Consider the following 21,793-nt stretch of genomic DNA (forward strand, 5'->3'; position numbering starts at 1 on the left):
TAGAATATTACCGGATGTAGCGTGACATCCGGTCATTGTGGACACTATATGCTGCGGTTGATTTATTCATTCCTACTTTATTTACTACAACCTCTGATCTGGTTACGTCTGTTTTTACGAGGTCGTAAAGCACCGGCATACAGAAAACGCTGGGCTGAGAGATATGGTTTTTGCCGTGGAAAAGTCGAGCCGCATGGCATTATGCTGCACTCTGTTTCAGTGGGAGAAACGCTCACCGCGATACCGCTGGTTAGAGCTCTGCGGTATCGCTACCCCACACTCCCCATCACCGTTACAACGATGACCCCAACCGGTTCTGAGCGCGTATTATCCGCATTTGGTGATGATGTACACCACGTCTACCTACCCTACGATCTACCTGGGTCCGTTAACCGATTTCTGAATCAAGTCCAGCCTAAGCTGGTTATCATCATGGAAACCGAACTCTGGCCAAACCTTATCCATCAACTGAATAAGCGTCATGTTCCTCTGGTTATCGCCAATGCCCGACTGTCCGAACGCTCGGCCAACGGTTACAGTAAACTTGGCAATACCATACGCACTATGCTGCAAAAAATTACCCTTATCGCAGCACAAAATCAGGAAGATGGAGAACGATTTATTCAGTTGGGGCTCAAGCGCTCCCACTTAACCATAACCGGCAGCCTGAAATTTGATATTTCCGTTACCCCTGAGCTCTCGGCTCGGGCCCTAAGCCTTCGACGCCAATGGGCACCGCACCGTCCAGTCTGGATCGCCGCCAGTACTCACGACGGAGAGGAAAGTATTATCCTCGAAACACATGCAAAACTACTTCAGCATTTTCCCGATCTGCTGTTAATTCTGGTACCTCGTCATCCTGAACGATTCCCAACGGCTCAACAGCTGACCACTCAGGCGGGAATGAGCTACATCACCCGTAGCAGTGGAGAAGTCCCAACACAACATACTCAAGTTGTCATTGGCAATACTATGGGAGAACTGATGTTGCTGTATGGCATTGCCGATCTGGCTTTCGTTGGTGGAAGTCTGGTAGAACGCGGCGGGCATAACCCACTGGAACCAGCAGCCCATGCAATACCCGTTCTGATGGGGCCTCATACATTTAACTTCAAAGATATTTGTAGCAAGCTGGAACAGGCTGATGGATTAATCACCGTCGATAATGCAAGCTCGCTGGCTGAAAAAATTGAAAGTTTATTGGCAGATGAAGCGTATCGTAGCTACCGTGGTCAACAGGCGGTTAATGTTCTGCTACACAATCAGGGTGCACTGGAGAAGCTATTGACGCTACTCGAACCTTATTTACCTGCCCGGAGCCATTAACTCGTGGATAGAAAACGCCTTTCTGTAGTGATCATTGCTAAAAATGAAGCCGACCTTATCGGCGATTGCCTGCAATCCGTTCAATGGGCAGATGAAATCATTCTGCTTGATGGTGGAAGCCACGATCGCACCATACAAATTGCGCAGAAATACAATGCCAACGTTTTTACTCATACCGAATGGCAGGGATACGGTAAGCAGCGTCAAATAGCCCAAAGCTATGCCAGCGGCGACTACATCTTTATGATAGATGCCGATGAACGTATTACCCCAGAATTACGTACCGCGATTGAACAAGTTATCCATAGTGAAATACAGCCAAATCAAGTATATAGCTGTGCTCGCCGTAATTACTTTCTTGGGCGCTTTATGCGGTACAGTGGCTGGTATCCTGATCGGGTTATCCGACTATATCAAAATAGCCTTTATCGCTATAACGATAATCTGGTTCATGAATCCGTTGACTATGGTAATGCCCAAGTCACTAAACTCGATGGCGATCTACTGCATTTAACCTGCCGCGATTACTTTGTTTTCCAAAGGAAACAATTCAACTATGCGGAAAGCTGGGCTCGTCAGAGTTTCCAACGGGGCAAGAAATCATCAATGATATCCGCCATTAATCATGGTTTGGGTGCATTTTTGAAAACCTGGCTAATACGCCGAGGATTTCTGGACGGTAAACACGGTTTTCTTTTAGCCTGCATCAATGCCCAATACACCTTTAATAAATACGCTGCACTCTGGGCGATTAGCCAACAGGAGAAAGGGAATAAATGACCATTCGCAGAGCTGACTTCACCAAGGCAATTTATCCTGGAACCTTTGATCCTATGACCAATGGACACTTGGATATTATTACCCGCAGTGTGCACATGTTTGACCATTTAGTTATCGCTATCGCCCGCAGCCCAAGTAAGAATACGCTGTTTTCATTAGAAGAACGGGTTGAACTGGCCAAAACCGTTACCGCTCATTTACCCAGCGTGGAAGTTGTTGGGTTTAGCGAACTAATGGCTCACTTTGCCCAGCAGCAAAAAGCCAATGTTCTTATTCGTGGATTACGCGCTATTTCAGATTTTGAATATGAGCTTCAACTCGCCAGTATGAACCGGCACCTGATGGCCGATTTAGAAAGCATCTTTCTGATGCCCTCTGAGAAATGGTCATTCGTTTCATCATCATTGGTGAAAGAAGTCGCTCGCCACGGCGGTGACGTTAGCTCATTCTTACCGCCGGTGGTGGCTGAAGCGCTGAGTAAAAAGCTTAATCAAGCCTGATTTAATGTTGGCAGTAGCGGCAAAAAAAAGTCGTTCTCTGTGCATGTTTGGTGCTTTCAATTAATGTGCCACATACTCGGCAAGGTTCACCGCTACGGCCATAAACCTGGAGTTCCTGGGCAAAATAACCGGGTTTTCCATCAGCCTGCAGAAAATCTTTTAGTGTCGTACCACCCTGCTCGATCGAGCGCTGTAATACTCGCTTAATGGTTGCTACCAGTAACTCAGCTTCACTCTCGGTTAATGATCCAGCCAAGCGATGTGGTAGTATCCTTGCCTCAAACAGCGACTCGCTGGCATAGATATTACCTACCCCCACCACGAGCTTATTATCCATTAGCCAAGGCTTGATCAAGGTCTTTTTATTACGCGATTTATTAAATAGATAAGCTCCATCGAAATCATCACCCAATGGTTCAGGGCCCAAATTCTTCAGCACGCTGCTGAGAGACAGGTCGTATTCCCATAACCAAGAACCAAATCGACGTGGATCGGTATAACGTAAAACCTTACCGTTGGATAAGAGAAAATCCACATGATCATGCTTTTCTGGTTCGCTAAATTTCGGCAAAATCCTGACGCTGCCCGACATTCCCAAGTGACCAATAATCCAGCCGCTGGATAGTTCAATTAATAAATATTTAGCCCGACGCTGAACGCTTAAGACGGATGCATTTTCTAACTCAATAATTTGTCGGGAAACCGGCCAGCGCAGCTTAGGCTGACGAACGATAGTTCTGACAATATTATGACCGACCATATAAGGCTCAATACCTCGGCGACTCGTCTCTATTTCCGGCAATTCTGGCATCGGTCACATCCTTTTTTAGACAAAATAGCAAAAGTTAATCATACACATAAGATTCTGCCGCATAAAGATGATGATTTTCTCCACTGGCAATCAATAAACGACAGGCAATAAAAAACCCGACCAAAGTCGGGTTTTGATATAGCGTAAATACAATGAAATTAAAATTATTTAATTTTAGCTTCTTTGTATAAAACGTGTTGACGGACAACTGGATCGAATTTCTTCAGTTCCAATTTTTCCGGCTTAGTACGCTTGTTCTTCGTGGTGGTATAGTAGTGACCTGTACCAGCTGAAGAAACCAGCTTGATCTTCTCGCGAATACCTTTAGCCATGGTTCAGTTCCTTAAAACTTCTCACCGCGGGCACGAAGATCGGCTAACACCGCATCGATACCCTTCTTATCAATTACACGCATACCTTTAGCAGATACACGTAAAGTTACAAAACGCTTTTCACTCTCAATCCAAAAACGATGGGAGTGTAAGTTAGGCAGAAAACGACGTTTAGTCGCATTCATTGCGTGAGAGCGGTTGTTACCACTCACAGGGCGCTTGCCGGTAACTTGGCAGACTCGTGACATGTCAAAATTCTCCAAAAATCAAATCAGCTCGAGCTTCGTTAGGATGTTGGCTGCCTCGTCAGGCTTTAGAGCCAATCTCAGCAAATTCAGCCGAGATGAGACGTTGAGTCAGGTCGGAACCTGCTGAGATAGGCTCGTATACCACATCCGTGATCCTCAAAGGTGGCGTAGTATACGCCCTTAGCCGGTAGGGCTCAAGTACTGAACCGACAAAGATCCCCTAAGATCGAAAAAAAATATACTAAATCCACCCACGCTCGGCAAATGAAACCGACTCCCCGCGGCCAATCACAATATGATCGAGCAGCCTGATATCCAGTAACGAACAGGCTTCACGCACTTTTTCGGTCACGTGACGATCGGCAAGGCTAGGTTCCGCAACCCCAGAAGGATGATTATGCGCTAATATCACCGCGGCCGAATTTGACTTCAGCGCCTCACGCACAATTTCTCTGGGGTGGACTTCTACGCTGTTAAACGTACCGGTGAACATTTCTTTATGATAAATCACACGATTCTGATTATCCAGAAACATCACCACAAAAACTTCCCGATCGCGCTGAGCCAGTAATCCTTGTAAATATTCACGCGTTAACAAAGGATTACTGATTGAACACTCCTGAGCTAATTGATGACCTAAAAAGCGACGAGAAAGCTCAACAGCAGCCTGCAACTGAGCATATTTAGCTAATCCAAGGCCTCGGGTATTGCAAAAGCTCACATAGTCCGCAGACATCAGGCCATAAAGAGAACCAAACTCTTTAATAAGCTGGCCAGCAAAATCTAAGACGTGAACACCGGGTAGCCCAGTTCGTAAAAAAATGGCCAATAGCTCACTATCAGAAAGGGTTATCGCCCCATTTTTTAACAGTTTCTCTCTTGGAGCACCGTTGTCCCCCCATAATATTTTCATTTCTTTTGTCATTGTTTCCTCCGCTGGAGTGAACCCTGACAGCACCAGAGCGAATATTCGAGGTTAAAAATGTCTTAATCAAAAACACTGCGCAAAAATAATTGGTTAAATAGGCTCTTTCATCAATTTATTGCAACGCACTACGCATAACATGATTCTATCTGGCAAAATTTAGGGAGAAATATCGTTCAATGACCTAAAATCAGCCGGGCAATTTATGATTTTTTGCTGTAGCATCTTACAATCACTGTATATATAATCAGTAAATCAATACTGTTTTATGTTCATATTTCAGAAACGTACTCTCTGTAACCTGTTATATCCCTTTTCAACAGAGGGACCGCCTTTGTCAGAGTTATGATAAAATCGGCGACGTGCTTTCAATCATCAGGGTAATGCATCTCTGTTAATCCTATAGGGCAGTAATCATGACGATGTTAAACGGTAAAAAAATTGTTCTGGGTATCAGCGGTGGCATTGCTGCCTATAAATGCCCGGAAATTGTACGCCGCCTGCGAGATCAGGGGGCAGACGTTCGCGTTGTCATGACTCATGCGGCACAAGCCTTTATTACCCCACTGACATTACAGGCAGTTTCCGGTTATCCGGTTTCAGATGATTTACTCGATCCCGCAGCTGAAGCATCTATGGGACACATCGAATTAGGTAAGTGGGCAGATATCGTAATCATGGCGCCAGCCACCGCCGATCTGCTGGCTCGTATTGCTGCAGGTATGGCCAATGACTTGCTCAGTACCATTTGTCTTGCCACTAGCGCACCGGTGGTCGCAATTCCTGCGATGAATCAACAAATGTACAAAGCCGCCGCAACACAGCATAATCTAAAAACGCTGGCCTCCCGTGGCGTGCATATATGGGGCCCTGATAGCGGTTCTCAAGCCTGTGGCGATATCGGCCCGGGTAGAATGCTCGACCCACTCTGTATCGTTCAACACTGCGTTGATTTTTTCTCACCGCATCAGGACCTACAGGGAATCAACATATTGCTGACCGCTGGCCCAACCAAAGAAGCGCTTGATCCAGTACGTTTTATCAGTAATCACAGCTCAGGCAAAATGGGATACGCCATCGCAAAAGCCGCGGCTGAACGTGGGGCGACCGTGACGTTAATCAGTGGCCCGGTTGATTTAGACACACCGTTTAATGTAACTCGGGTTGATGTTATCAGCGCTCTGGAAATGCGTGATGCCGTTATGCAACGAGCCGCCTCACAACATATTTTCATTGCCTGTGCTGCCGTTGCTGATTATCGCGCCGAACATATTGCTGCTGAAAAAATCAAAAAACAGGGTGATGATATCCTGCTGAAAATGGTAAAAAACCCCGACATTGTTGCCGAAGTGGCAGCCATGACTGAAAACCGACCTTTTGTTGTAGGATTTGCAGCGGAAACACAGAATGTGGAAGAATATGCGCGGCTAAAACTAGCCCGTAAAAATCTTGACCTTATCTGTGCTAATGATGTCTCGTTGTCAGGCCAAGGCTTTAACAGCGATATCAACGCATTACACCTCTACTGGTCAAACGGCGAGATAAGTCTGCCCTTGAGCAACAAATCCTTGCTTGGTCAAAAACTAATGGACGAAATTGCCAAACGCTATGATGAAAAAAATTGACGTAAAAATTCTGGATGCTCGCATCGGCAGCACATTCCCTCTGCCAGCTTATGCCACTGTCGGCTCCGCCGGCTTGGATCTGCGCGCATGCCTGGATACAGCATTAACATTAAACCCGGGTGAAACCCAATTACTGCCAACCGGCCTGGCCATTCATATTGCCGATCCATCTCTGGCAGCTATCATTCTTCCACGCTCAGGCCTTGGCCATAAGCATGGCATTGTGCTGGGTAATCTGGTTGGCCTGATTGACTCTGATTATCAGGGGCAACTGATGGTATCCGTTTGGAACCGGGGACAAACCGCGTTTGTCATCGAGCCAGGTGAACGTATTGCTCAACTGGTTCTTGTTCCTGTGGTACAGGCTGAATTTAATATCGTTGAAGATTTTGAAAGTAGTGAGCGTGGCGAAGGTGGCTTTGGTCACTCTGGCCGTCAGTAACGTTCCGTCTGCATGTAATAATAAAATAGTATCAGTCAGTATTGTTCTGGCTATCTTGGGAGTGGAGCAAATTTCACTCCTTATTAGGATGTCACAAGACATGGTAGAAAAAGTAACCAAGAAAAATCGCAGGGAAGACATACTGCAAGCGTTAGCCCAGATGCTTGAATCAAGCGACGGTAGCCAACGTATTACCACGGCTAAACTAGCTGCCACCGTCGGTGTTTCGGAGGCGGCGCTGTATCGCCATTTTCCTAGTAAAATGCGTATGTTTGATAGTTTGATTGAGTTTATCGAAGACAGTCTGAACAGTCGTATTAACTTAATCCTACAAGATGAAAAGGATACCTATAACCGTATTCGTTTAATCATCCTCTTAGTGCTGGGCTTTGCAGAGAAGAATCCAGGATTGACCCGCATCATGACCGGACACGCATTGATGTTTGAGCAAGACCGGCTTCAAGGGCGGATAAACCAACTATTTGAAAGAATAGAAACCCAACTGCGTCAGGTATTACGGGAGCGCAAGCTGCGAGAAGGTCAATCATTCGCCTATGATGAAGGGTTAATTGCCAGTCAGCTCTTAGCGTTTTGTGAAGGAATGATGTCACGCTTTGTTCGTTCGGAGTTCCGTTATCGCCCAACGGAAGAGTTCGACCTGCGCTGGCCAATGCTGGCCCTACAGCTGCAATAAGGCCAATCCTTAGCCAGTGACAATAAAGCCCGTTGGATATTCAATCCACGGGCTTTAGTTTTATTAAACGGACGCAGCCGTCAAACTTCAGGAAAAACAGGCTTCGTACTATTTAAATTTCTGGAAGAAGTCATTACCTTTATCGTCCACCAGAATAAAGGCTGGGAAATCTTCAACCTCAATTTTCCAGATAGCTTCCATATCCAACTCAGGGTAAGCGATACATTCCAAGCGCTTAATGCTGTTTTGAGCCAGAATAGCCGCCGGACCGCCAATACTCCCCAAATAGAAACCACCATGCTTTTTACAGGCATCCGTTACCTGTTGACTGCGGTTACCTTTAGATAACATCACTAAACTACCGCCACGGGACTGGAAAGCATCAACATATGAATCCATACGACCCGCGGTTGTTGGCCCTAATGAGCCTGAAGCATAACCCTCAGGCTTCTTCGCTGGCCCCGCATAGTAAATCGGATGGTCTTTAATGTATTGCGGCAAATCTTCGCCTTTGTCCAACATCGCCTGCAGTCTGGCGTGAGCAATATCACGGGCAACGATAATCGTACCACTCAGCGAAACGCGGGTAGAAACCGGATATTGGGACAAATCGGCCAAAATCTCCGACATTGGACGGTTCAGGTTAATCTTAACGCCTTCCCCTTCCCCAGCCTGTCTTAATTCATCAGGAATATATTTACCCGGATTATCTTCCAGCTTTTCAATCCAGATACCCTCTTTATTGATTTTCGCCTTGATATTGCGGTCAGCAGAGCAAGAAACCCCCATCCCTACCGGACAGGAAGCACCGTGACGAGGCAAACGAATAACTCGAATATCATGGGCAAAATATTTACCGCCAAACTGGGCACCAATACCTAAGTTATGTGCTGCTTTTAGCAGCTTAGCTTCTAACTCCAGATCGCGGAATGCCTGACCGCCTTCATTACCAGTGGTTGGCAACTCATCGTAATACTTGGCCGAAGCCAGCTTAACCACCTTCAGGTTAGTTTCCGCTGAGGTTCCACCAATAACAAAAGCAACATGATATGGAGGACATGCCGCCGTTCCCAAACTCTTCATTTTTTCAATCAGGTATTTTTCCAGCTTCTCTGGCGTTAGCAGCGCTTTGGTTTCCTGATACAACATGGTTTTATTGGCTGAACCACCGCCTTTAACAATACACAGGAATTTATATTCAGAGCCCTGAGTACCATAAATATCGATCTGAGCCGGCAGGTTACAACCGGTATTCACTTCATCGTACATATTCAGTGGCGCGTTCTGTGAATAGCGCAGGTTATTTTCAACATAAGTATTGAACACACCGCGCGACAGGGCTTCCTCATCGTCGCCGCCAGTCCAGATATTCTGGCCTTTTTTACCCATAATAATCGCGGTACCGGTATCCTGACAGAAAGGTAAAATACCTTTGGCGGAAATCTCGGCATTACGCAGGAAAGTCAGGGCAACATATTTATCATTTTCGCTGGCTTCGGGGTCATCAAGAATTTGGGCGACCTGAGCCTGATGGTCAGGGCGTAGAAGAAAAGAGGTATCGTGCAGGGCATGTTGAGCTAATAACGTTAGTGCTTCAGGCTCAACTTTAACAATCTCGTTTCCTTCAAATTCACTGACGGAAACGTGGTCTTTGGTCAGCAAGTAATATTCTGTTTTGTCTTCTCCCAGTGGAAAAGACGCCTGATATTTAAATTCGATCGTTGACATGTGCTTCCAGCCTTTTATAAGTTTTTAAAAAAATCATCACGAGAATATCGTGGCTGATGCTTGAGCGACGCCGACACCATAAAGTAAGGAAACTTTGAATACAATAGTTTATAGCCGGATTCTGACTATTAAATAGAATGATTTTTATTTATCTGATTTAGCTTAAGTTTTATTTAATTTCATTATGGCTTTAATGAACAAAAAGGACATCAGCATCTCAAGAATAAATCCCCTGAGAAGAGTTTTGATAACGTGCGCGATATCATCATGGCGCACGTTTATCTGACAGTTATAAGAAACCGTATGCCGCCGCAAATATCCAGCCAAATACGCAGGAAACGCCAACCCCAATTAATCCCGGCAGAATAAAGCTGTGGTTAATCACAAAACGGCCAATGCTGGTTGTACCTGAACGGTCAAACTGGATAGCCGCCAGATCGCTCGGATAAGTTGGCAGAATATAGTAGCCATAACACGCAGGTGCGGATGCCACGATATAGGCAGGATCAACCCCAATGGCCAAAGCAACCGGAACAATCGCCGCCAACGCAGCAGCCTGAGAGTTAACAAACTTCGACACCAGCAGTAGCACAATGGCATAAGCCCACGGGAACTCTTTAACCAAGTCACCCAATACCGCTTTAATTTCGGTCATATGGGCACCGAACATCGTTTCCGCCATCCATGCGATGCCATATACCGCAACAATCGCGATCATCCCGGAACGAAACACCTCGTTCTTGGAAATCGAAGCGGGATTGGTCTTAGTAATGATAATAATCAGTGCGCCCGATAACAGCATAAACATCTGAATCACTAACACCATCGACAGAGGCTTGCCGCCGAACTCAGGGCGTAAGTTAGAGAATGCTCCCAACAATGCAACAACGGCGATAGAAGCCAGGAAGATCCACATTGCTACCCAGTTGTTCATCGGCAGCTTTTTATCTAACAACGTTGCCGTATCACCGTACACATAGTGTTTATTTTCCGGTACTGAGATAAATTTCTGGAAATCTTCATCTTTATCCAGGTCTTTACCCCGAAACCAACTGAAAATACCAATGGCTAATACACCTATCAGCGTTGAAGGGATAGTGATGGCCAGTAAATCCAAAAACTCAAGATGCTTACCGTTAAAGGTAAAGTTGCCCAACATCGCCACCAGCGAAACCACTGCCACGGAAACTGGACTGGCAATAATCCCCATTTGGGCCCCTACCGAACTAGCCGCCATAGGTCGTTCAGGGCGAATATTATTTTTAATCGCCACGTCATAAATAATCGGCAAAATGGTATATACCACGTGACCGGTACCGCAGAGAATGGTTAGCGTACAGGTTACGAATGGCGCAACAATAGAAACATACTTGGGATTCTTACGCAGTAGCTTTTCAGCGATCTGCAACATCACATCTAAGCCGCCTGAAGCCTGCAAAGTCGCGGAGGCAGCAACAACGGCAATAATAACCAACATGACATCAACAGGTGGTTTACCCGGCTGAAGATGAAAGACAAACACCAGAATAACTAATCCGATACCGCCTAATAAACCAAGTGCAATACCGCCTTTACGCGCCCCATAAAAAAGGCAGATCAATATGATGATAAGTTGTATAGCAAAATCCATGTATACCCCCGAACATACGAATGAATATTCAAATAAAAATTAAATAGTTATTTAAAATTGAATGATTTTATTATTTTTAAATATCAGTGACTTTCCTCACGTTATTAATAAATAATTTCTGTTATGCATATTAACTATATGAAATCAAAAAACTAAACGACCATCTCAAAATGTAGCCATCTATTTATTCTTAGATCTAATTCATTGGGAAATTTGACTATATCGGTATTATTTTCTCTATTTCTTGATACAGATATAATTTTTATCAATTAATATTCCAATAATGGGAAACATAAATAAATGAAGATAAGAAAGAGGAATAACCGCTTAGTTATGAAGGCTAACACGGTTAATATTATGTAAACATTAATCAATGTAAAATATAAAAAATATCAACTTTATTAACCAATAAATAACAATATTGATTAAGCAGTATTTTTATACTCAAGTAATAATGAATTGAAATAAAGTGGAAGAGTAAATATTGCAGAAGTTCAGCAGAATTATGCCAGCGGCGGGATAATAGATATATTATTTACCATCTCAGGTATATCGAGATCAAGATAACCACCCTAAGGTGGCTATCTACAAACAGATAAAATCAGATTTTACAGCCTTCACAGTCGCCTTCATCCTGAACAGCATCAGGAATTTCGCTGGCTTTTTGCTGGGCTTTCTTCTCAGCCTGTTCTAACTCGGCATCAATATCAAAATCAAAAATATCATCACTCATACATTACTCTCCCCATCATCGAACAATGATTATAGCGCACTCTTCAGCAGCAAAAAACACCCTTTGATGTCCACCAGTGCGCCACACAAACATTTGGAGAGTGCCATTCGAAAGCTGATGATTCCCCATTAAATATCCATGACCATCTCGTGCCACGACATGCCACCGTGATCGGATTCAGACTGTTTAACGTAAACAAAACCAAATTTTTCATACAGCCCAATATGACGCTGTTTGCACATTAGATGAATGGTTTTCTTACCCAATTCCTGCATATGCTGAATAAATGCCTTCATTAAAACGGCAGAATAGCCCTTTCCCTGAAAATCCGGATCAACAACTACTGACATAATCACCACATTCGGTGCGTCAGAGTCGTGACCAATTAGCTCTTTAAACTCTTCATCAGACATAACAACATCATAAGCACAGCCGCTGTTGATAAAACCGGTAATGCCTTCTACCGTTTCCAACAGCAAAAATCCTTCAGGATAGACTTCAATGCGCTTGGCAATTTTCGCTTCGGTCGCGGCTTCATCACCTTCATAGGCAGTTGTTTCAATCTCATAGCATCGAGCAACATCTTGCGGCAATGCCGTTCTTATTTTTATCGATTCCACAATGACATCGTCCTTTCGTTTATTACCAACTTTTTCAAACCGACTTTAGGCAAACTCTAATACTTTTCCTACGCCGACCTCGTTCACATTGGTGCTCTGAGCCAGTGCGATTTTGGCGTTAAGATCGGTACAGTGGCAAGGATACAAACTCTCTGGCTGTATACGTCCTAAATGTTCAGCGGTACGAGCCATCAAGGTGTTACTGGCGTTCTGTAAATGGAAACCGCCTATCACCGCTGACACACGTTTATCGCCGGTTACGCTAATTGCATAGTCCACAATGTTACAGATACCAGAATGGGAGCATCCGGAAATCACCACCAGACCATCCGGGCCGGTATACACCAAGGCACTATCATCCAGTACATAGTCACTCACCAAATTGCCACAGCAATCTTTGGTCTGGCCAACCGGACGCTGTGCCTCAAAGTCGTTGGTACGTTTTATTTCACCCAGAAACAGCAAGTTATCGGTAATGTAGTAAGGTTCCTTAGTTTCGACCTTATCCAGATAATTGCTATAGCAGTCCTGCGGATAGTTTGCGCCAATAATTTTATCGCCGTAGAACTTCGGCGCAAAAGCATCAGGATGGGCAACGAGTTGAATGCGCTTATCCGTTGGCCGATCGGTACGATCGAAATATTGCATTAAATGACCCAATCCCCAGGTATGATCGTTATGCCCATGGGACAAAATAATAGTATCCACCTGCTTTAAGTCGATGCCTAAAATATCGGCATTTTGCATAAACACATTAGAGTAACCGGTATCTAACAAAACCTGCCGGCCATCAATATCAATGTGGTAGCACACACCCGGCTCACCAATCAAATAGCGATCGATCAGGGTATTATTATCCAGCAAGACTGTTAACTTCATAGCATTCCTTATTGGTTACTCGCTTACCCACCGATAGAAAGCGACATCCGTCTTATCAAACAGCGTTATTGAAGCAATATAAAAACTATGCCCACTAATCACAAGCAATATCAGGTGATTAAAGCAACAAAAAACCCCACAGCTCAGGTATCTCCTAGTGAATATCGCCAACGCTTTCGATAATTTAGCGCCCCATTGCTGATTGTTTTTCCTGTTGTGATGTGCCCCGCTGATTTCATCGCTGATTTCCTGTTATAACATCAAAAGTTACCTTCAACTCAAACTGAACGAGTGAGCACATCATGGGAAAACTATTCGATCAACTTAACGCTATTTTACCCACTAAACTCTGGATCCCAGATGAACTGGCTATGCTCTATGAATGGATTGAACAGCAAGGCCACTATCAAGATCTCGATGATAAACAGCGTATTGGCTTTCTGTATCCGCAAGACAAACTGGAACAAAGCTGGACCGATGAAGAACGGCACGGCGGTACCATCATTCAATTCTCCGCAACCGCAAATGATGGACTAAAATATTGGTTTGGCAGAAAAGAAAACGATCCACAGATTTCCGAGCGCCTGTTCGTCTTTGCCAGAACTGGAGCCGAAGGTTCCGAAGCAGCATTATGGCTGGATGATGAAGACCAACTTAAAATTGTGCATATGGGTTCCGGCTCAGGCTCAATACTCAGCTGTGTTTTAGCGGACAACATGGTCGATTTTCTGCGCCTGATGGCCATTGGCTACGACGAACTTTGCTGGAATGAGGAATATCCTTATCCACCCAACAGTCCGGAATCCGCCAGCGGCATACACATATACCCCAATAAGGCTTATCAACAATGGGTAACAAGCACATTTGACGTTACGATCCCGAATACGGCTCTGGAAATAGTAAAATATCCGGCTGAAATCGGTGACACCAATAGCGAAGACCCATTCTGCCGTTGGGCGGAAAAACAGTGCATTTAAATACAGTCGTCATGACATTGCCACACTCAACATTAACGGGAGTCACAATGCCAAGCCTGAAAGTAGGGCTGCTTGCCCTCTCAACCTGTTTCATCAGCTTTAGTAGCGCTGCTGCAAATACGATGACGCTATCCGGTGAATATAGCTTTTACACTGACGAAATGAGTATGGAGATGATCGGTAAAAATATTTGCATGTCACCGGATGCTCAGACAGGTAAGCAGATTCCGCGTAGCAAAAATGATGAACGCCAGCTTTGGTTCTGCTTCAGTGACTATGAACAAGCGCGTAAGGCATTGGATATTCCCAACCAAGCACCAGAAAAAGGATGTGGGTACAGCGGCAAGCTCACAGTGGAAGTCTCAGACTATCACGTCAACCAACAGCAAAATGATGATTTTGACGTGGCTAAACTGATCAAAATTATCAATTACCAAAAACCAGACGTCATTGAGTGCATGCCATAAGCCATGCTCGTTCTCAAGCGATGAAGAATACAGTAGCCCGTAACGGAGAGATGCCGTAAAAATAAACAATCAAATGGGTTGTGAAAGATCTACCAATGATTATGCTATTCCTCATCAGGGAATCTGGTTCTGTCAGTAAATAGCATAACAAGGATGTGTAGCGATGAATGATAAATTAGTCTTTATGACTATCGGTGTAGCGTTATTGATGTTCTTTTGGCTTATCTGTGAGTTTGAAGGGAGTCTGATTGGCCTCACCCACTAATTTATATCAATGAAATAACGCGAGCAATGGAGAAACCAGCCTACCGCTGTCTGTAGCTGAATACTGATGATCTTCCGGCGGTGGTTGATTTGGAAAGATTTGCCCACTGTTTAAATATGATATTTTTATCCCATTTTGTAGAATGTCATTAACTCCCTTCTCTTAAAAAGCAGTACACTTCCGCCCGTATTTTTACCATTTATCTATAGTAATACCTATAACGACAGGAGTTTCCCCCTATGACAGGTCTGTTTTTGGGCTTTCTTCTCGGTTTTATCATGCAGCGTGGCCGTTTCTGCATGGCCGGTGGGCTACGCGATCTCTACCTATTCCGCGATAGTCGAATGACGATTGCCATTCTGATTATTATTACTCTGCAAAGCATAGGGCTGTTCGCTTTCATCGCGCTAGATTGGGCAAAATTACCTTCCGGCGATTTTCACTGGCTGGCAACATTGGTTGGTGGCGTCACGTTTGGCATAGGAATGGGTTTGGCCGGTTCATGCTCTACCGGCGCTTATTATCGTGCTGCTGAAGGCTTAGCGGGAAGTATGATTGCAGTGGTAGGCTTTGTCGTTTCCAGCTGGTATATCCGCCAGCCAAGCGGTAAGCAGCTATTTGCTCCTATTAATGCCCCATCGTTACCTGATGCTTCGCTGACCCAAACCTTGAACATTTCTCCCTGGGTTGCCGTCCTATTCTTAACCTTCATCACGGTCTTTTTAGTTTATCGCCATTTAAAAAGAAAGCCGTATTCCATTCCACAGCCGGAACCGCGTAAACAAGGTCTCGCACATTGGTTATTTGAAGCGAGGTGGCACCCTTTTATTACCGCGATTTTTATTGCCGTTATTGCTTTATTAGCCTGGCCATCAAGTTTGATGTCTGGCCGAGTTGGCGGATTAGGGATCAGCGGGCCCAGTGCACAACTCTTCTCATTGCTAACGGAAGGTAAAACCGGATTCTTTGGCTGGGCAGGATATTTATTAATGGGGATTTTTGTCGGAGCTTTAGTGGCTGCATGGGGCAGTCAGGAGTTAAGACTACGTTCTCCAGGATGGCCAACGCTGGCAAAAAGTCTGGCGGGTGGGTTGTTTATGGGAATCGGTAGCGGACTGGCTGGTGGCTGTATGTTAGGTAATACCGTAGTAAATACCGCTTGGTTTTCCTGGCAAGGTTGGCTGTTTATTCCCTGCATTCTTTTAGGAAGTTGGTTGGTGAGTTATTTCACCATTATTATTCCTAATCAATTAGTTAAACAACAAAAGGCATAAAAAAATGAAAACATTAACATTAGATACCACTGGAAAACTTTGCCCTTTTCCTTTAATTGAAGCGAAAAAACACATTGCTGAACTCAATAGCGGCGATACGCTGGTTATTGAGTATGACTGCGCTCAAGCAACAGAAAACTTACCCCGCTGGGCGGTTGAAGATGGTCATCAAGTCACCAGCTTTAAACAAACTGGCGATGCTCAATGGCAAATTAGTATCCAGAAAGGGTAAAAATTTACCGGAATAAACCAGATATCAGCATGACTTATATCTGATGCTAATACTAAAAACTGATTGGATTTAATAAGCTGTATCGTGTTTATTACCGATACAGCTTTTTTTGAGTACACGGTAAATTGAGTACTTGCCCTTTTTTCAGCATAAAACATTGAGGCGAGACTTTCCCACGATAAGGCTTATCGTTTCCTCAACCGCATTAAGCCAAACAGGATCAGCAGCACTATCACAGCACCGGCCCCCATTAGCCAATTCAGATAGAGCACGATAAACGGTAACTCACCGCCGTTGCGTAACATCTGTACGTTTTCTGCCGTTAGCCTATCGTCAATATTGGCAAACTGATTACGTACATAGTTGCTGAGTGAAGCAATCTGCTCATTATTCATCTGTTGACCAAAAGCCGGCATACTGACTTCACCGTCACTGCCTTTGCGCTGAATGCCCATTACAATGGTCATGACCAGATTCTGTGGGCCTGGGCCGGAAACAGCGCTATTGTGGGTTAATGATGGATAAAAATTATCGGCAGTCCCTTGTCCCTGCCGACCATGACAGCTGGCACAGGCGCTTTCATACAGCGTAGCTCCGTCGGTTTGTGAAATATCCACCAGCGAAGCCTGATTACCTTGACCAATAATAACGTTGTTAATATCGGTTGCTAACGACCGCGGCGATTTAGTGGCTACTGGGGTAGAAACGGCAGGTACCTGTTTAATCCATGCGGCCATGGCGTTCAGATCTTCATCCGTCATAAAGCGAAAACTTTTCTCAACCGCTTCGGCCATCGGACCTGCCGCCTGAGCTTTATTCGCCAGATGACCAGTTTGCAAATAGGTCACCAAATCGCGCTGACTCCAGCCAGCAATACCGCTGCTATCCGAGGTAATATTTGGCGCATACCAACCACCGAGGGGGCTACCCGACAAGTACAGGCTACTCTTCTCTGCCATCATCATATTGCGCGGCGTATGGCACGTACTGCAATGCCCCAGTACCTCAACTAAATACTGCCCCCGGTATAATTGCTCAGAAATACCTGCCTGTTTTTCAAGCTGTTTTTCGTTTCGATACAGCAGGTTCCAGCCCAGCATGACCTGTCTAATATTGAAAGGAAACCCCAGATCAGTAACCGCCGTTGGCGCTATATCTGCCGGTTTTACGCCCTGCATAAAGTACGCGTAAAGTGCATGGATATCCTGATCACTGATGCCATAATAGGCCGTATAAGGCATTGCTGGATAAAGGTTTCTACCGTCTTGCGCCACACCTCTACGCACCGCATCAGCAAACTGTATCTCGGTATAGTTACCAATACCAAACTGTCGGGATGGGGTAATATTGCTGGCAATAATGTTCCCCATCGGCGACGCAATAGCATAGCCTCCGGCAAACGGCACTCCGTTTTCAACCGCTTGACGATGGCAAGCTGCGCAGTCGGCAGCAATAGCAATATATTTACCCCGTTCAATCAACGCGTTATTAGCTTCAGATTCTACCGCCAGCAACGGGAAAGAGACAAAAAGCCCTATCAGCACCGTGACAACGGTTAAACGTTTGCAATCAATCTTCATATTCAAATCTCACGAATGATGATTTCAGCCGCACGAATGCTCAATGCAACACCGGTCAACGTTGGATTAACCACGCCAGAAGCGGGAATGACACCGGTGGTCGCCAGAAATAAATTGCTATGATCCCAACAACGACATTCATGATTCACGACCGAATCTTTCGGGCTAGTCCCCATAATGACGGTTCCCATAATGTGATCACGATTCTGCCAGCCGGTGTTATCTTCAATCACCGTACCGCCCATCAAGCTGACGAATTGTTGGTAATCAGCATCAACCACCGACTTAGCGGCCTTAACGTAATCATCCACTTCATAGTGGACGGTCAGCATTGGAATACCCAATGCGTCTTTACGCGTCGTGCTCGGGCGTACGGTATTCGTCGCCTGAGGTAGAATTTCAAACACCGACGATATATCAACCCAACGCGATGCCTGATGGCGGATCTGCTTGTCTAACTCGGCGCCAACAACACCCTTTGCTATCAGGCGGCTGGCAACAGTCATGTTGGGTACATTGTTAGAAATGGCGTGTTTAATCGCGGCACGATTTCGACGAAAATCGCCGTCCCGATTGTTAAATATTCCACCCTGCTGGACGGCTCCGCGTCCCGGCCATAGCGGTTCATCAGCGAGAAGCTGTAACCCCATTCCGGTATGATCCATCAGGTTGCGGCCAACCTGATCGGAACTGTTGGCCACATCCGACAGCAACAGCAGTTTTGGCGTTTCCAGCCCGTGGGCAGCCACAATAAAATATTTTGCCGTTAGCCGAGTCTCAAGACCTTTAGAACTACGCACATGCACAGCAACAATTTTGTCGTCAGTGCCCTTTTCTAATTTCCAGGCAGTAGAGTCTGTCATCAGCATCGCACCGGCATCTTCCGCATGCTGGGCATGCACATCGCCACTGTACATCGAACCAATTGGGCACACCGGCATACAGTTATTATTACCGCTACAGGCAGGCCGACTGTCATAAGCCCGGGTAGCACGCCCGTTCGGTTCATGGATAAAGTGATAGCCCACCGGACTCAGACGGCTTTTTAAGCGCTGAAATAGATAAGTTTCCCCCTCCGGCTCCATCGGGTAAGGTTTGGAACGAGGAGGAAAAGCACCGCCTCCCTGTCCACTCTGATCGTCAGTATCACTACCGCAGACGCCTAATGCCTCCTCCGCTTTCTGGTAATACGGCTCAAGTTCACTGTATTCCATCGGCCAGTCTCGCCCCACGCCATACAGCGACTTCAGCTTCATATCATTCGGTAAAGAGCGCCAACAGGCGGCAGCCCAGTGCCAAGTGGTGCCACCCACCAATTTCAGCATACCGGGGCGGAAATCAAACGGACCGGTATTTTCAATGTACTGCTCATCATAAGAATGACGAGCCCAAGGTTCATTGGGGTATGGCGAGTTATAGTTACTTTTTTTCGATGAATTTCTGAAGTTTTCAACAATTTTCCAGCGAGGGATCTTTTCTCCGGCTTCGAGAATAATCACCGATTTACCCTTGTTGGCAAGGACGGTTGCGGCATTACTGCCGAGCGCACCTGAACCGATGACAATCACATCGGCGTCATATTGGTTGTTCATGGCATTGCTCACATCTTAAACGGGTGTTAATCGTTTTTTATGGTCACCGGTGGTTGTACCCAGTAGTTGGTACGTCCGCGAGAGTAGGTTGGGATGACGGTAGCATCAAGAGTTGGCGCGTAGGCTAATGCGTCGGTATAAGTAACAAATCGAGTACTATCGGACGCTCGTAAGGGCACTGGCGTACCGGTATAGCCAAGATACCAAGCTGAAAGAATCTTTTTAGCCGTGTCACCAAAGGAACCGTTCATTAGCGGATGACCGTAAAGTTGGTCAGCTGAAGTGATATTTTCGTGCGTCATCGCCGTTGAAAGCTGCCGCATATTTTGTAGAAATTGAGCATCCTCGGTGACCAGACCGTGCAACGCACGTTGTGCCACGACCGGGCTGAGGTGTTTTCTGCTGGTTAATAACAGAGAGAGCTTAAAGAAAATAGCGCTATCACTGCTTTCGTTAGGCTCTGAGGCCCAAGATAGTGCGGATCTGAGTACGGCGAATCCGGTCAGGGCCGCACCAGATATCAAAAGATTCCTTCTGGATAACATGATGAGTGCCTGTTTAAGAAAGTAGATCGACTATCACACTTAACGATAAGATTGTAAATAAAATGTTATAAATGTGACTTAGGCATAGCATTTTATGCTTTCTTTTTAATAGACTGCAAAATACCTCACCATAACCAAATGGGCTGTGAAGCGGGATATATAAGGAATTAATAGACTTTAAAACAACCAGGAAGAACCAAATTGGCGGAAAGTCACAGGAGTCGAACCTGCCAGGGACCGCTGGCGGCCCCATCTGGATTTGAAGTCCAGCCGCCCCACCGGGGACGATGACCTTCCATTCTGAAGGGTACAGATAAAGAAACGCGGTGATTATACCGTTAAATGAAGGGGATGGTACCGTTAATTTTTATCACCCGTCGGCGGTTTTACCAGCATTCATTTTATGCCAATCAAAGACATAATATCTGAACCAAAAGCCAAACTAACGCAGAAAACCAAAGGCGTCCCACCCTTTACCTTCACAGCAGCATATTATTCTTGCCACCACGGCAACTTTATTCCCATTGGACTATGCTTATTACTACCCCTATTTATTTAAGGAAATCGTCCATGCGTATGTTTTCTGTCTTACCTGTGTTGCTGAGCCTGTGCTTTATTTCTGGCGCTATGGCCGCAGATACCTCGGCCAAAGAACCATCAGCAGCCCAGCTTGCCCAGCGTGAAAAAATGACTAACTGTAATAAAGCCGCAGCGGATAAGAGCCTTAAAGGCGATGAACGCAAAACCTTTATGAGCACCTGCCTGAAAGCTGGATCAACTATCGATGAAAAGAAAGTGACTCCACAACAGCAAAAAATGGCCGACTGTAATAAAGAAGCCGGCACGAAGAACCTGAAAGGCGACGACCGTAAAACCTTTATGAGCACCTGCCTGACCAGTAAACCCGCCACGACTGAAAAAGCGGCAGCGGCTGCAACCACAGGTGCTGCTGTAGCTACAGCTACACCTCAGCAGCAAAAAATGGCTGACTGTAATAAAGAAGCCGGCACTAAGAACCTGAAAGGCGAAGACCGTAAAACCTTTATGAGTACCTGCCTGACCGGTAAACCCGCCGCAAATGAAAAAGCGGTGACACCGCAGCAACAAAAAATGGCCGAATGTAATAAAGAAGCAGGCGACAAAGCCCTGAAAGGTAATGATCGTAAAACCTTTATGGATACCTGTCTGAAAAAAGCAGCCTGATTTAACCACGCTAAATATTCGAATAAAGGGTACCTAAAAGGTGCCCTTTGTTTTGACTGAAATAAAGATCCGCGTGCTTCACCCAATTCCCGACAATCCCTATGGTTGCACCCTTTAGGAAATACATGCATACTTATAATTGTTATATTATAACATATCATTTTAAGGACTATTATGCAGGTATTAAGCTCGCTCCGTTCCGCCAAACAGCGTCATCCTGACTGTAAAATTGTTCGCCGCCGTGGAAGAATCTATGTGATTTGTAAATCCAACCCGCGCTTTAAAGCCGTGCAGGGAGGAAAAAGCAAAAAAGGCTAAATAATTAACTTTCCTGCTAAGTAAGCACTTTCCTTGTGAGTGCTTACTAACTTATTTAGGTGGCTGG

The 21,793-nt window shown here is 45.4% G+C and carries 24 protein-coding genes, 1 tRNA gene and 1 pseudogene; 13 read left to right on the top strand and 13 right to left on the bottom strand.

All coding sequences use genetic code 11. The features are described 5' to 3' along the window. The first annotated feature begins 48 nt into the window (after nucleotides 1–48). From waaA to coaD, 3 genes are read left to right on the top strand one after another with little or no spacing between them, the layout of a single operon-like run. A complete protein-coding gene (gene waaA, locus EL341_RS16275) occupies nucleotides 49–1,326 on the top strand; it encodes a lipid IV(A) 3-deoxy-D-manno-octulosonic acid transferase (RefSeq protein WP_074824103.1) in 1,278 nt (425 codons plus the stop codon). A gap of 3 nt (nucleotides 1,327–1,329) precedes the next feature. Next, nucleotides 1,330–2,106, top strand: coding sequence for a glycosyltransferase family 2 protein (locus tag EL341_RS16280; RefSeq protein WP_074824100.1), 777 nt, complete (start codon nucleotides 1,330–1,332; stop codon nucleotides 2,104–2,106). After that, on the top strand, nucleotides 2,103–2,606 hold the full coding sequence (gene coaD / locus EL341_RS16285) for a pantetheine-phosphate adenylyltransferase (RefSeq protein ID WP_047782280.1): 504 nt from the start codon (nucleotides 2,103–2,105) through the stop codon (nucleotides 2,604–2,606). Before EL341_RS16280 ends, coaD begins: the two co-directional genes overlap by 4 nt. A 1-nt stretch (nucleotide 2,607) precedes the next feature. Here the strand turns inward: coaD and mutM are convergent, their stop codons facing one another. The 4 genes from mutM to radC form a co-directional block, all read right to left on the bottom strand. Continuing rightward, the gene (mutM, locus tag EL341_RS16290) at nucleotides 2,608–3,417 is read right to left on the bottom strand and encodes a bifunctional DNA-formamidopyrimidine glycosylase/DNA-(apurinic or apyrimidinic site) lyase (RefSeq protein ID WP_074824097.1); all 810 of its coding nucleotides are present in this window, start codon (nucleotides 3,415–3,417) and stop codon (nucleotides 2,608–2,610) included. 164 nt (nucleotides 3,418–3,581) lie between these two features. After that, on the bottom strand, nucleotides 3,582–3,749 hold the full coding sequence (gene rpmG, locus EL341_RS16295) for a 50S ribosomal protein L33 (RefSeq protein WP_029093261.1): 168 nt from the start codon (nucleotides 3,747–3,749) through the stop codon (nucleotides 3,582–3,584). 11 nt (nucleotides 3,750–3,760) lie between these two features. After that, on the bottom strand, nucleotides 3,761–3,997 hold the full coding sequence (gene rpmB / locus EL341_RS16300) for a 50S ribosomal protein L28 (RefSeq protein ID WP_029093262.1): 237 nt from the start codon (nucleotides 3,995–3,997) through the stop codon (nucleotides 3,761–3,763). Between the two features lie 241 nt (nucleotides 3,998–4,238). Further along, nucleotides 4,239–4,922 (bottom strand): RadC family protein, encoded by a 684-nt coding sequence (radC, locus tag EL341_RS16305; RefSeq protein ID WP_074824096.1) that lies wholly within the window; start codon nucleotides 4,920–4,922, stop codon nucleotides 4,239–4,241. A gap of 416 nt (nucleotides 4,923–5,338) precedes the next feature. Here radC and coaBC point away from each other — a divergent pair, with 416 nt between their 5' ends. The 3 genes from coaBC to slmA all read left to right on the top strand — a co-directional run bounded on the left by coaBC (nucleotide 5,339) and on the right by slmA (nucleotide 7,683). Continuing rightward, nucleotides 5,339–6,547, top strand: a complete 1,209-nt coding sequence (gene coaBC / locus EL341_RS16310) for a bifunctional phosphopantothenoylcysteine decarboxylase/phosphopantothenate--cysteine ligase CoaBC (RefSeq protein WP_074824093.1) — start codon at nucleotides 5,339–5,341, stop codon at nucleotides 6,545–6,547. Continuing rightward, nucleotides 6,531–6,989, top strand: coding sequence for a dUTP diphosphatase (gene dut, locus EL341_RS16315; protein WP_047782284.1), 459 nt, complete (start codon nucleotides 6,531–6,533; stop codon nucleotides 6,987–6,989). The genes coaBC and dut overlap by 17 nt, the downstream gene beginning before the upstream one ends. Before the next feature lie 100 nt (nucleotides 6,990–7,089). Further along, the gene (slmA, locus tag EL341_RS16320) at nucleotides 7,090–7,683 is read left to right on the top strand and encodes a nucleoid occlusion factor SlmA (protein ID WP_047782285.1); all 594 of its coding nucleotides are present in this window, start codon (nucleotides 7,090–7,092) and stop codon (nucleotides 7,681–7,683) included. Between the two features lie 108 nt (nucleotides 7,684–7,791). On the opposite strand, the gene EL341_RS16325 is transcribed toward slmA, so the two are convergent. The 5 genes from EL341_RS16325 to EL341_RS16340 form a co-directional block, all read right to left on the bottom strand. Beyond that, nucleotides 7,792–9,411 carry a fumarate hydratase gene (locus EL341_RS16325; protein WP_047782286.1) on the bottom strand — a complete coding sequence of 540 codons (1,620 nt, stop codon included), beginning with the start codon at nucleotides 9,409–9,411 and terminating at the stop codon, nucleotides 7,792–7,794. 289 nt (nucleotides 9,412–9,700) lie between these two features. After that, nucleotides 9,701–11,041, bottom strand: coding sequence for an anaerobic C4-dicarboxylate transporter (locus tag EL341_RS16330; RefSeq protein WP_074824090.1), 1,341 nt, complete (start codon nucleotides 11,039–11,041; stop codon nucleotides 9,701–9,703). Between the two features lie 601 nt (nucleotides 11,042–11,642). Next, nucleotides 11,643–11,774 carry a hypothetical protein gene (locus EL341_RS17735; RefSeq protein WP_258554920.1) on the bottom strand — a complete coding sequence of 44 codons (132 nt, stop codon included), beginning with the start codon at nucleotides 11,772–11,774 and terminating at the stop codon, nucleotides 11,643–11,645. A 128-nt stretch (nucleotides 11,775–11,902) separates the two neighbouring features. Beyond that, the gene (locus EL341_RS16335; RefSeq protein ID WP_074824087.1) at nucleotides 11,903–12,394 is read right to left on the bottom strand and encodes a GNAT family N-acetyltransferase; all 492 of its coding nucleotides are present in this window, start codon (nucleotides 12,392–12,394) and stop codon (nucleotides 11,903–11,905) included. Between the two features lie 45 nt (nucleotides 12,395–12,439). Continuing rightward, complete coding sequence (locus EL341_RS16340) at nucleotides 12,440–13,273, bottom strand: MBL fold metallo-hydrolase (RefSeq protein WP_047782289.1); 834 nt, start codon at nucleotides 13,271–13,273, stop codon at nucleotides 12,440–12,442. A 302-nt stretch (nucleotides 13,274–13,575) separates the two neighbouring features. Between EL341_RS16340 and EL341_RS16345 the strand changes: the two genes are divergently transcribed. From EL341_RS16345 to EL341_RS16360, 4 genes are all read left to right on the top strand, one after another. Then, the gene (locus tag EL341_RS16345) at nucleotides 13,576–14,250 is read left to right on the top strand and encodes an SMI1/KNR4 family protein (protein WP_126468168.1); all 675 of its coding nucleotides are present in this window, start codon (nucleotides 13,576–13,578) and stop codon (nucleotides 14,248–14,250) included. Nucleotides 14,251–14,297: 47 nt separating this feature from the next. After that, the gene (locus EL341_RS16350) at nucleotides 14,298–14,717 is read left to right on the top strand and encodes a hypothetical protein (protein WP_074824082.1); all 420 of its coding nucleotides are present in this window, start codon (nucleotides 14,298–14,300) and stop codon (nucleotides 14,715–14,717) included. 504 nt (nucleotides 14,718–15,221) lie between these two features. Further along, a complete protein-coding gene (locus EL341_RS16355) occupies nucleotides 15,222–16,256 on the top strand; it encodes a YeeE/YedE family protein (RefSeq protein WP_074824079.1) in 1,035 nt (344 codons plus the stop codon). Nucleotides 16,257–16,260: 4 nt separating this feature from the next. Further along, on the top strand, nucleotides 16,261–16,488 hold the full coding sequence (locus EL341_RS16360) for a sulfurtransferase TusA family protein (protein WP_047782292.1): 228 nt from the start codon (nucleotides 16,261–16,263) through the stop codon (nucleotides 16,486–16,488). A gap of 185 nt (nucleotides 16,489–16,673) precedes the next feature. Here EL341_RS16360 and EL341_RS16365 read toward each other — a convergent pair whose 3' ends face one another. From EL341_RS16365 to EL341_RS17630, 4 genes are all read right to left on the bottom strand, one after another. Next, nucleotides 16,674–18,068 carry a c-type cytochrome gene (locus EL341_RS16365; RefSeq protein WP_126468169.1) on the bottom strand — a complete coding sequence of 465 codons (1,395 nt, stop codon included), beginning with the start codon at nucleotides 18,066–18,068 and terminating at the stop codon, nucleotides 16,674–16,676. Between the two features lie 2 nt (nucleotides 18,069–18,070). Next, nucleotides 18,071–19,660, bottom strand: coding sequence for a GMC family oxidoreductase (locus tag EL341_RS16370; protein WP_126468170.1), 1,590 nt, complete (start codon nucleotides 19,658–19,660; stop codon nucleotides 18,071–18,073). Between the two features lie 26 nt (nucleotides 19,661–19,686). Beyond that, nucleotides 19,687–20,184, bottom strand: coding sequence for a sorbitol dehydrogenase family protein (locus EL341_RS16375; protein WP_232036576.1), 498 nt, complete (start codon nucleotides 20,182–20,184; stop codon nucleotides 19,687–19,689). 223 nt (nucleotides 20,185–20,407) lie between these two features. Further along, a tRNA-Sec gene (locus tag EL341_RS17630) sits at nucleotides 20,408–20,502 on the bottom strand. 273 nt (nucleotides 20,503–20,775) lie between these two features. On the opposite strand from EL341_RS17630, the pseudogene EL341_RS17675 reads away from it, so the two are divergent. The 3 genes and pseudogenes from EL341_RS17675 to ykgO form a co-directional block, all read left to right on the top strand. Then, nucleotides 20,776–21,099, top strand: a pseudogene (locus EL341_RS17675) (PsiF family protein); the annotation flags it as partial. Continuing rightward, the gene (locus EL341_RS17680) at nucleotides 21,085–21,408 is read left to right on the top strand and encodes a PsiF family protein (protein WP_047782820.1); all 324 of its coding nucleotides are present in this window, start codon (nucleotides 21,085–21,087) and stop codon (nucleotides 21,406–21,408) included. The pseudogene EL341_RS17675 and the gene EL341_RS17680, both read left to right, overlap by 15 nt. A 174-nt stretch (nucleotides 21,409–21,582) precedes the next feature. After that, nucleotides 21,583–21,726, top strand: a complete 144-nt coding sequence (gene ykgO, locus EL341_RS16385) for a type B 50S ribosomal protein L36 (RefSeq protein WP_047782296.1) — start codon at nucleotides 21,583–21,585, stop codon at nucleotides 21,724–21,726. Nucleotides 21,727–21,793 lie beyond the last annotated feature (67 nt).

Source organism: Pragia fontium, assembly GCF_900638655.1.
Taxonomy (GTDB): domain Bacteria; phylum Pseudomonadota; class Gammaproteobacteria; order Enterobacterales; family Enterobacteriaceae; genus Pragia; species Pragia fontium.

Coding starts and splice junctions, on each gene's coding strand:
- waaA (WP_074824103.1), top strand. CDS start 49: ATGCTGCGGTTGATTTATTCATTCCTACTTTATTTACTACAACCTCTG.
- coaD (WP_047782280.1), top strand. CDS start 2,103: ATGACCATTCGCAGAGCTGACTTCACCAAGGCAATTTATCCTGGAACC.
- mutM (WP_074824097.1), bottom strand. CDS start 3,417: ATGCCAGAATTGCCGGAAATAGAGACGAGTCGCCGAGGTATTGAGCCT.
- rpmG (WP_029093261.1), bottom strand. CDS start 3,749: ATGGCTAAAGGTATTCGCGAGAAGATCAAGCTGGTTTCTTCAGCTGGT.
- rpmB (WP_029093262.1), bottom strand. CDS start 3,997: ATGTCACGAGTCTGCCAAGTTACCGGCAAGCGCCCTGTGAGTGGTAAC.
- radC (WP_074824096.1), bottom strand. CDS start 4,922: ATGACAAAAGAAATGAAAATATTATGGGGGGACAACGGTGCTCCAAGA.
- coaBC (WP_074824093.1), top strand. CDS start 5,339: ATGACGATGTTAAACGGTAAAAAAATTGTTCTGGGTATCAGCGGTGGC.
- dut (WP_047782284.1), top strand. CDS start 6,531: ATGATGAAAAAAATTGACGTAAAAATTCTGGATGCTCGCATCGGCAGC.
- slmA (WP_047782285.1), top strand. CDS start 7,090: ATGGTAGAAAAAGTAACCAAGAAAAATCGCAGGGAAGACATACTGCAA.
- EL341_RS16325 (WP_047782286.1), bottom strand. CDS start 9,411: ATGTCAACGATCGAATTTAAATATCAGGCGTCTTTTCCACTGGGAGAA.
- EL341_RS16330 (WP_074824090.1), bottom strand. CDS start 11,041: ATGGATTTTGCTATACAACTTATCATCATATTGATCTGCCTTTTTTAT.
- EL341_RS17735 (WP_258554920.1), bottom strand. CDS start 11,774: ATGAGTGATGATATTTTTGATTTTGATATTGATGCCGAGTTAGAACAG.
- EL341_RS16340 (WP_047782289.1), bottom strand. CDS start 13,273: ATGAAGTTAACAGTCTTGCTGGATAATAATACCCTGATCGATCGCTAT.
- EL341_RS16345 (WP_126468168.1), top strand. CDS start 13,576: ATGGGAAAACTATTCGATCAACTTAACGCTATTTTACCCACTAAACTC.
- EL341_RS16350 (WP_074824082.1), top strand. CDS start 14,298: ATGCCAAGCCTGAAAGTAGGGCTGCTTGCCCTCTCAACCTGTTTCATC.
- EL341_RS16355 (WP_074824079.1), top strand. CDS start 15,222: ATGACAGGTCTGTTTTTGGGCTTTCTTCTCGGTTTTATCATGCAGCGT.
- EL341_RS16360 (WP_047782292.1), top strand. CDS start 16,261: ATGAAAACATTAACATTAGATACCACTGGAAAACTTTGCCCTTTTCCT.
- EL341_RS16365 (WP_126468169.1), bottom strand. CDS start 18,068: ATGAAGATTGATTGCAAACGTTTAACCGTTGTCACGGTGCTGATAGGG.
- EL341_RS16370 (WP_126468170.1), bottom strand. CDS start 19,660: ATGAACAACCAATATGACGCCGATGTGATTGTCATCGGTTCAGGTGCG.
- EL341_RS17680 (WP_047782820.1), top strand. CDS start 21,085: ATGAGCACCTGCCTGACCAGTAAACCCGCCACGACTGAAAAAGCGGCA.
- ykgO (WP_047782296.1), top strand. CDS start 21,583: ATGCAGGTATTAAGCTCGCTCCGTTCCGCCAAACAGCGTCATCCTGAC.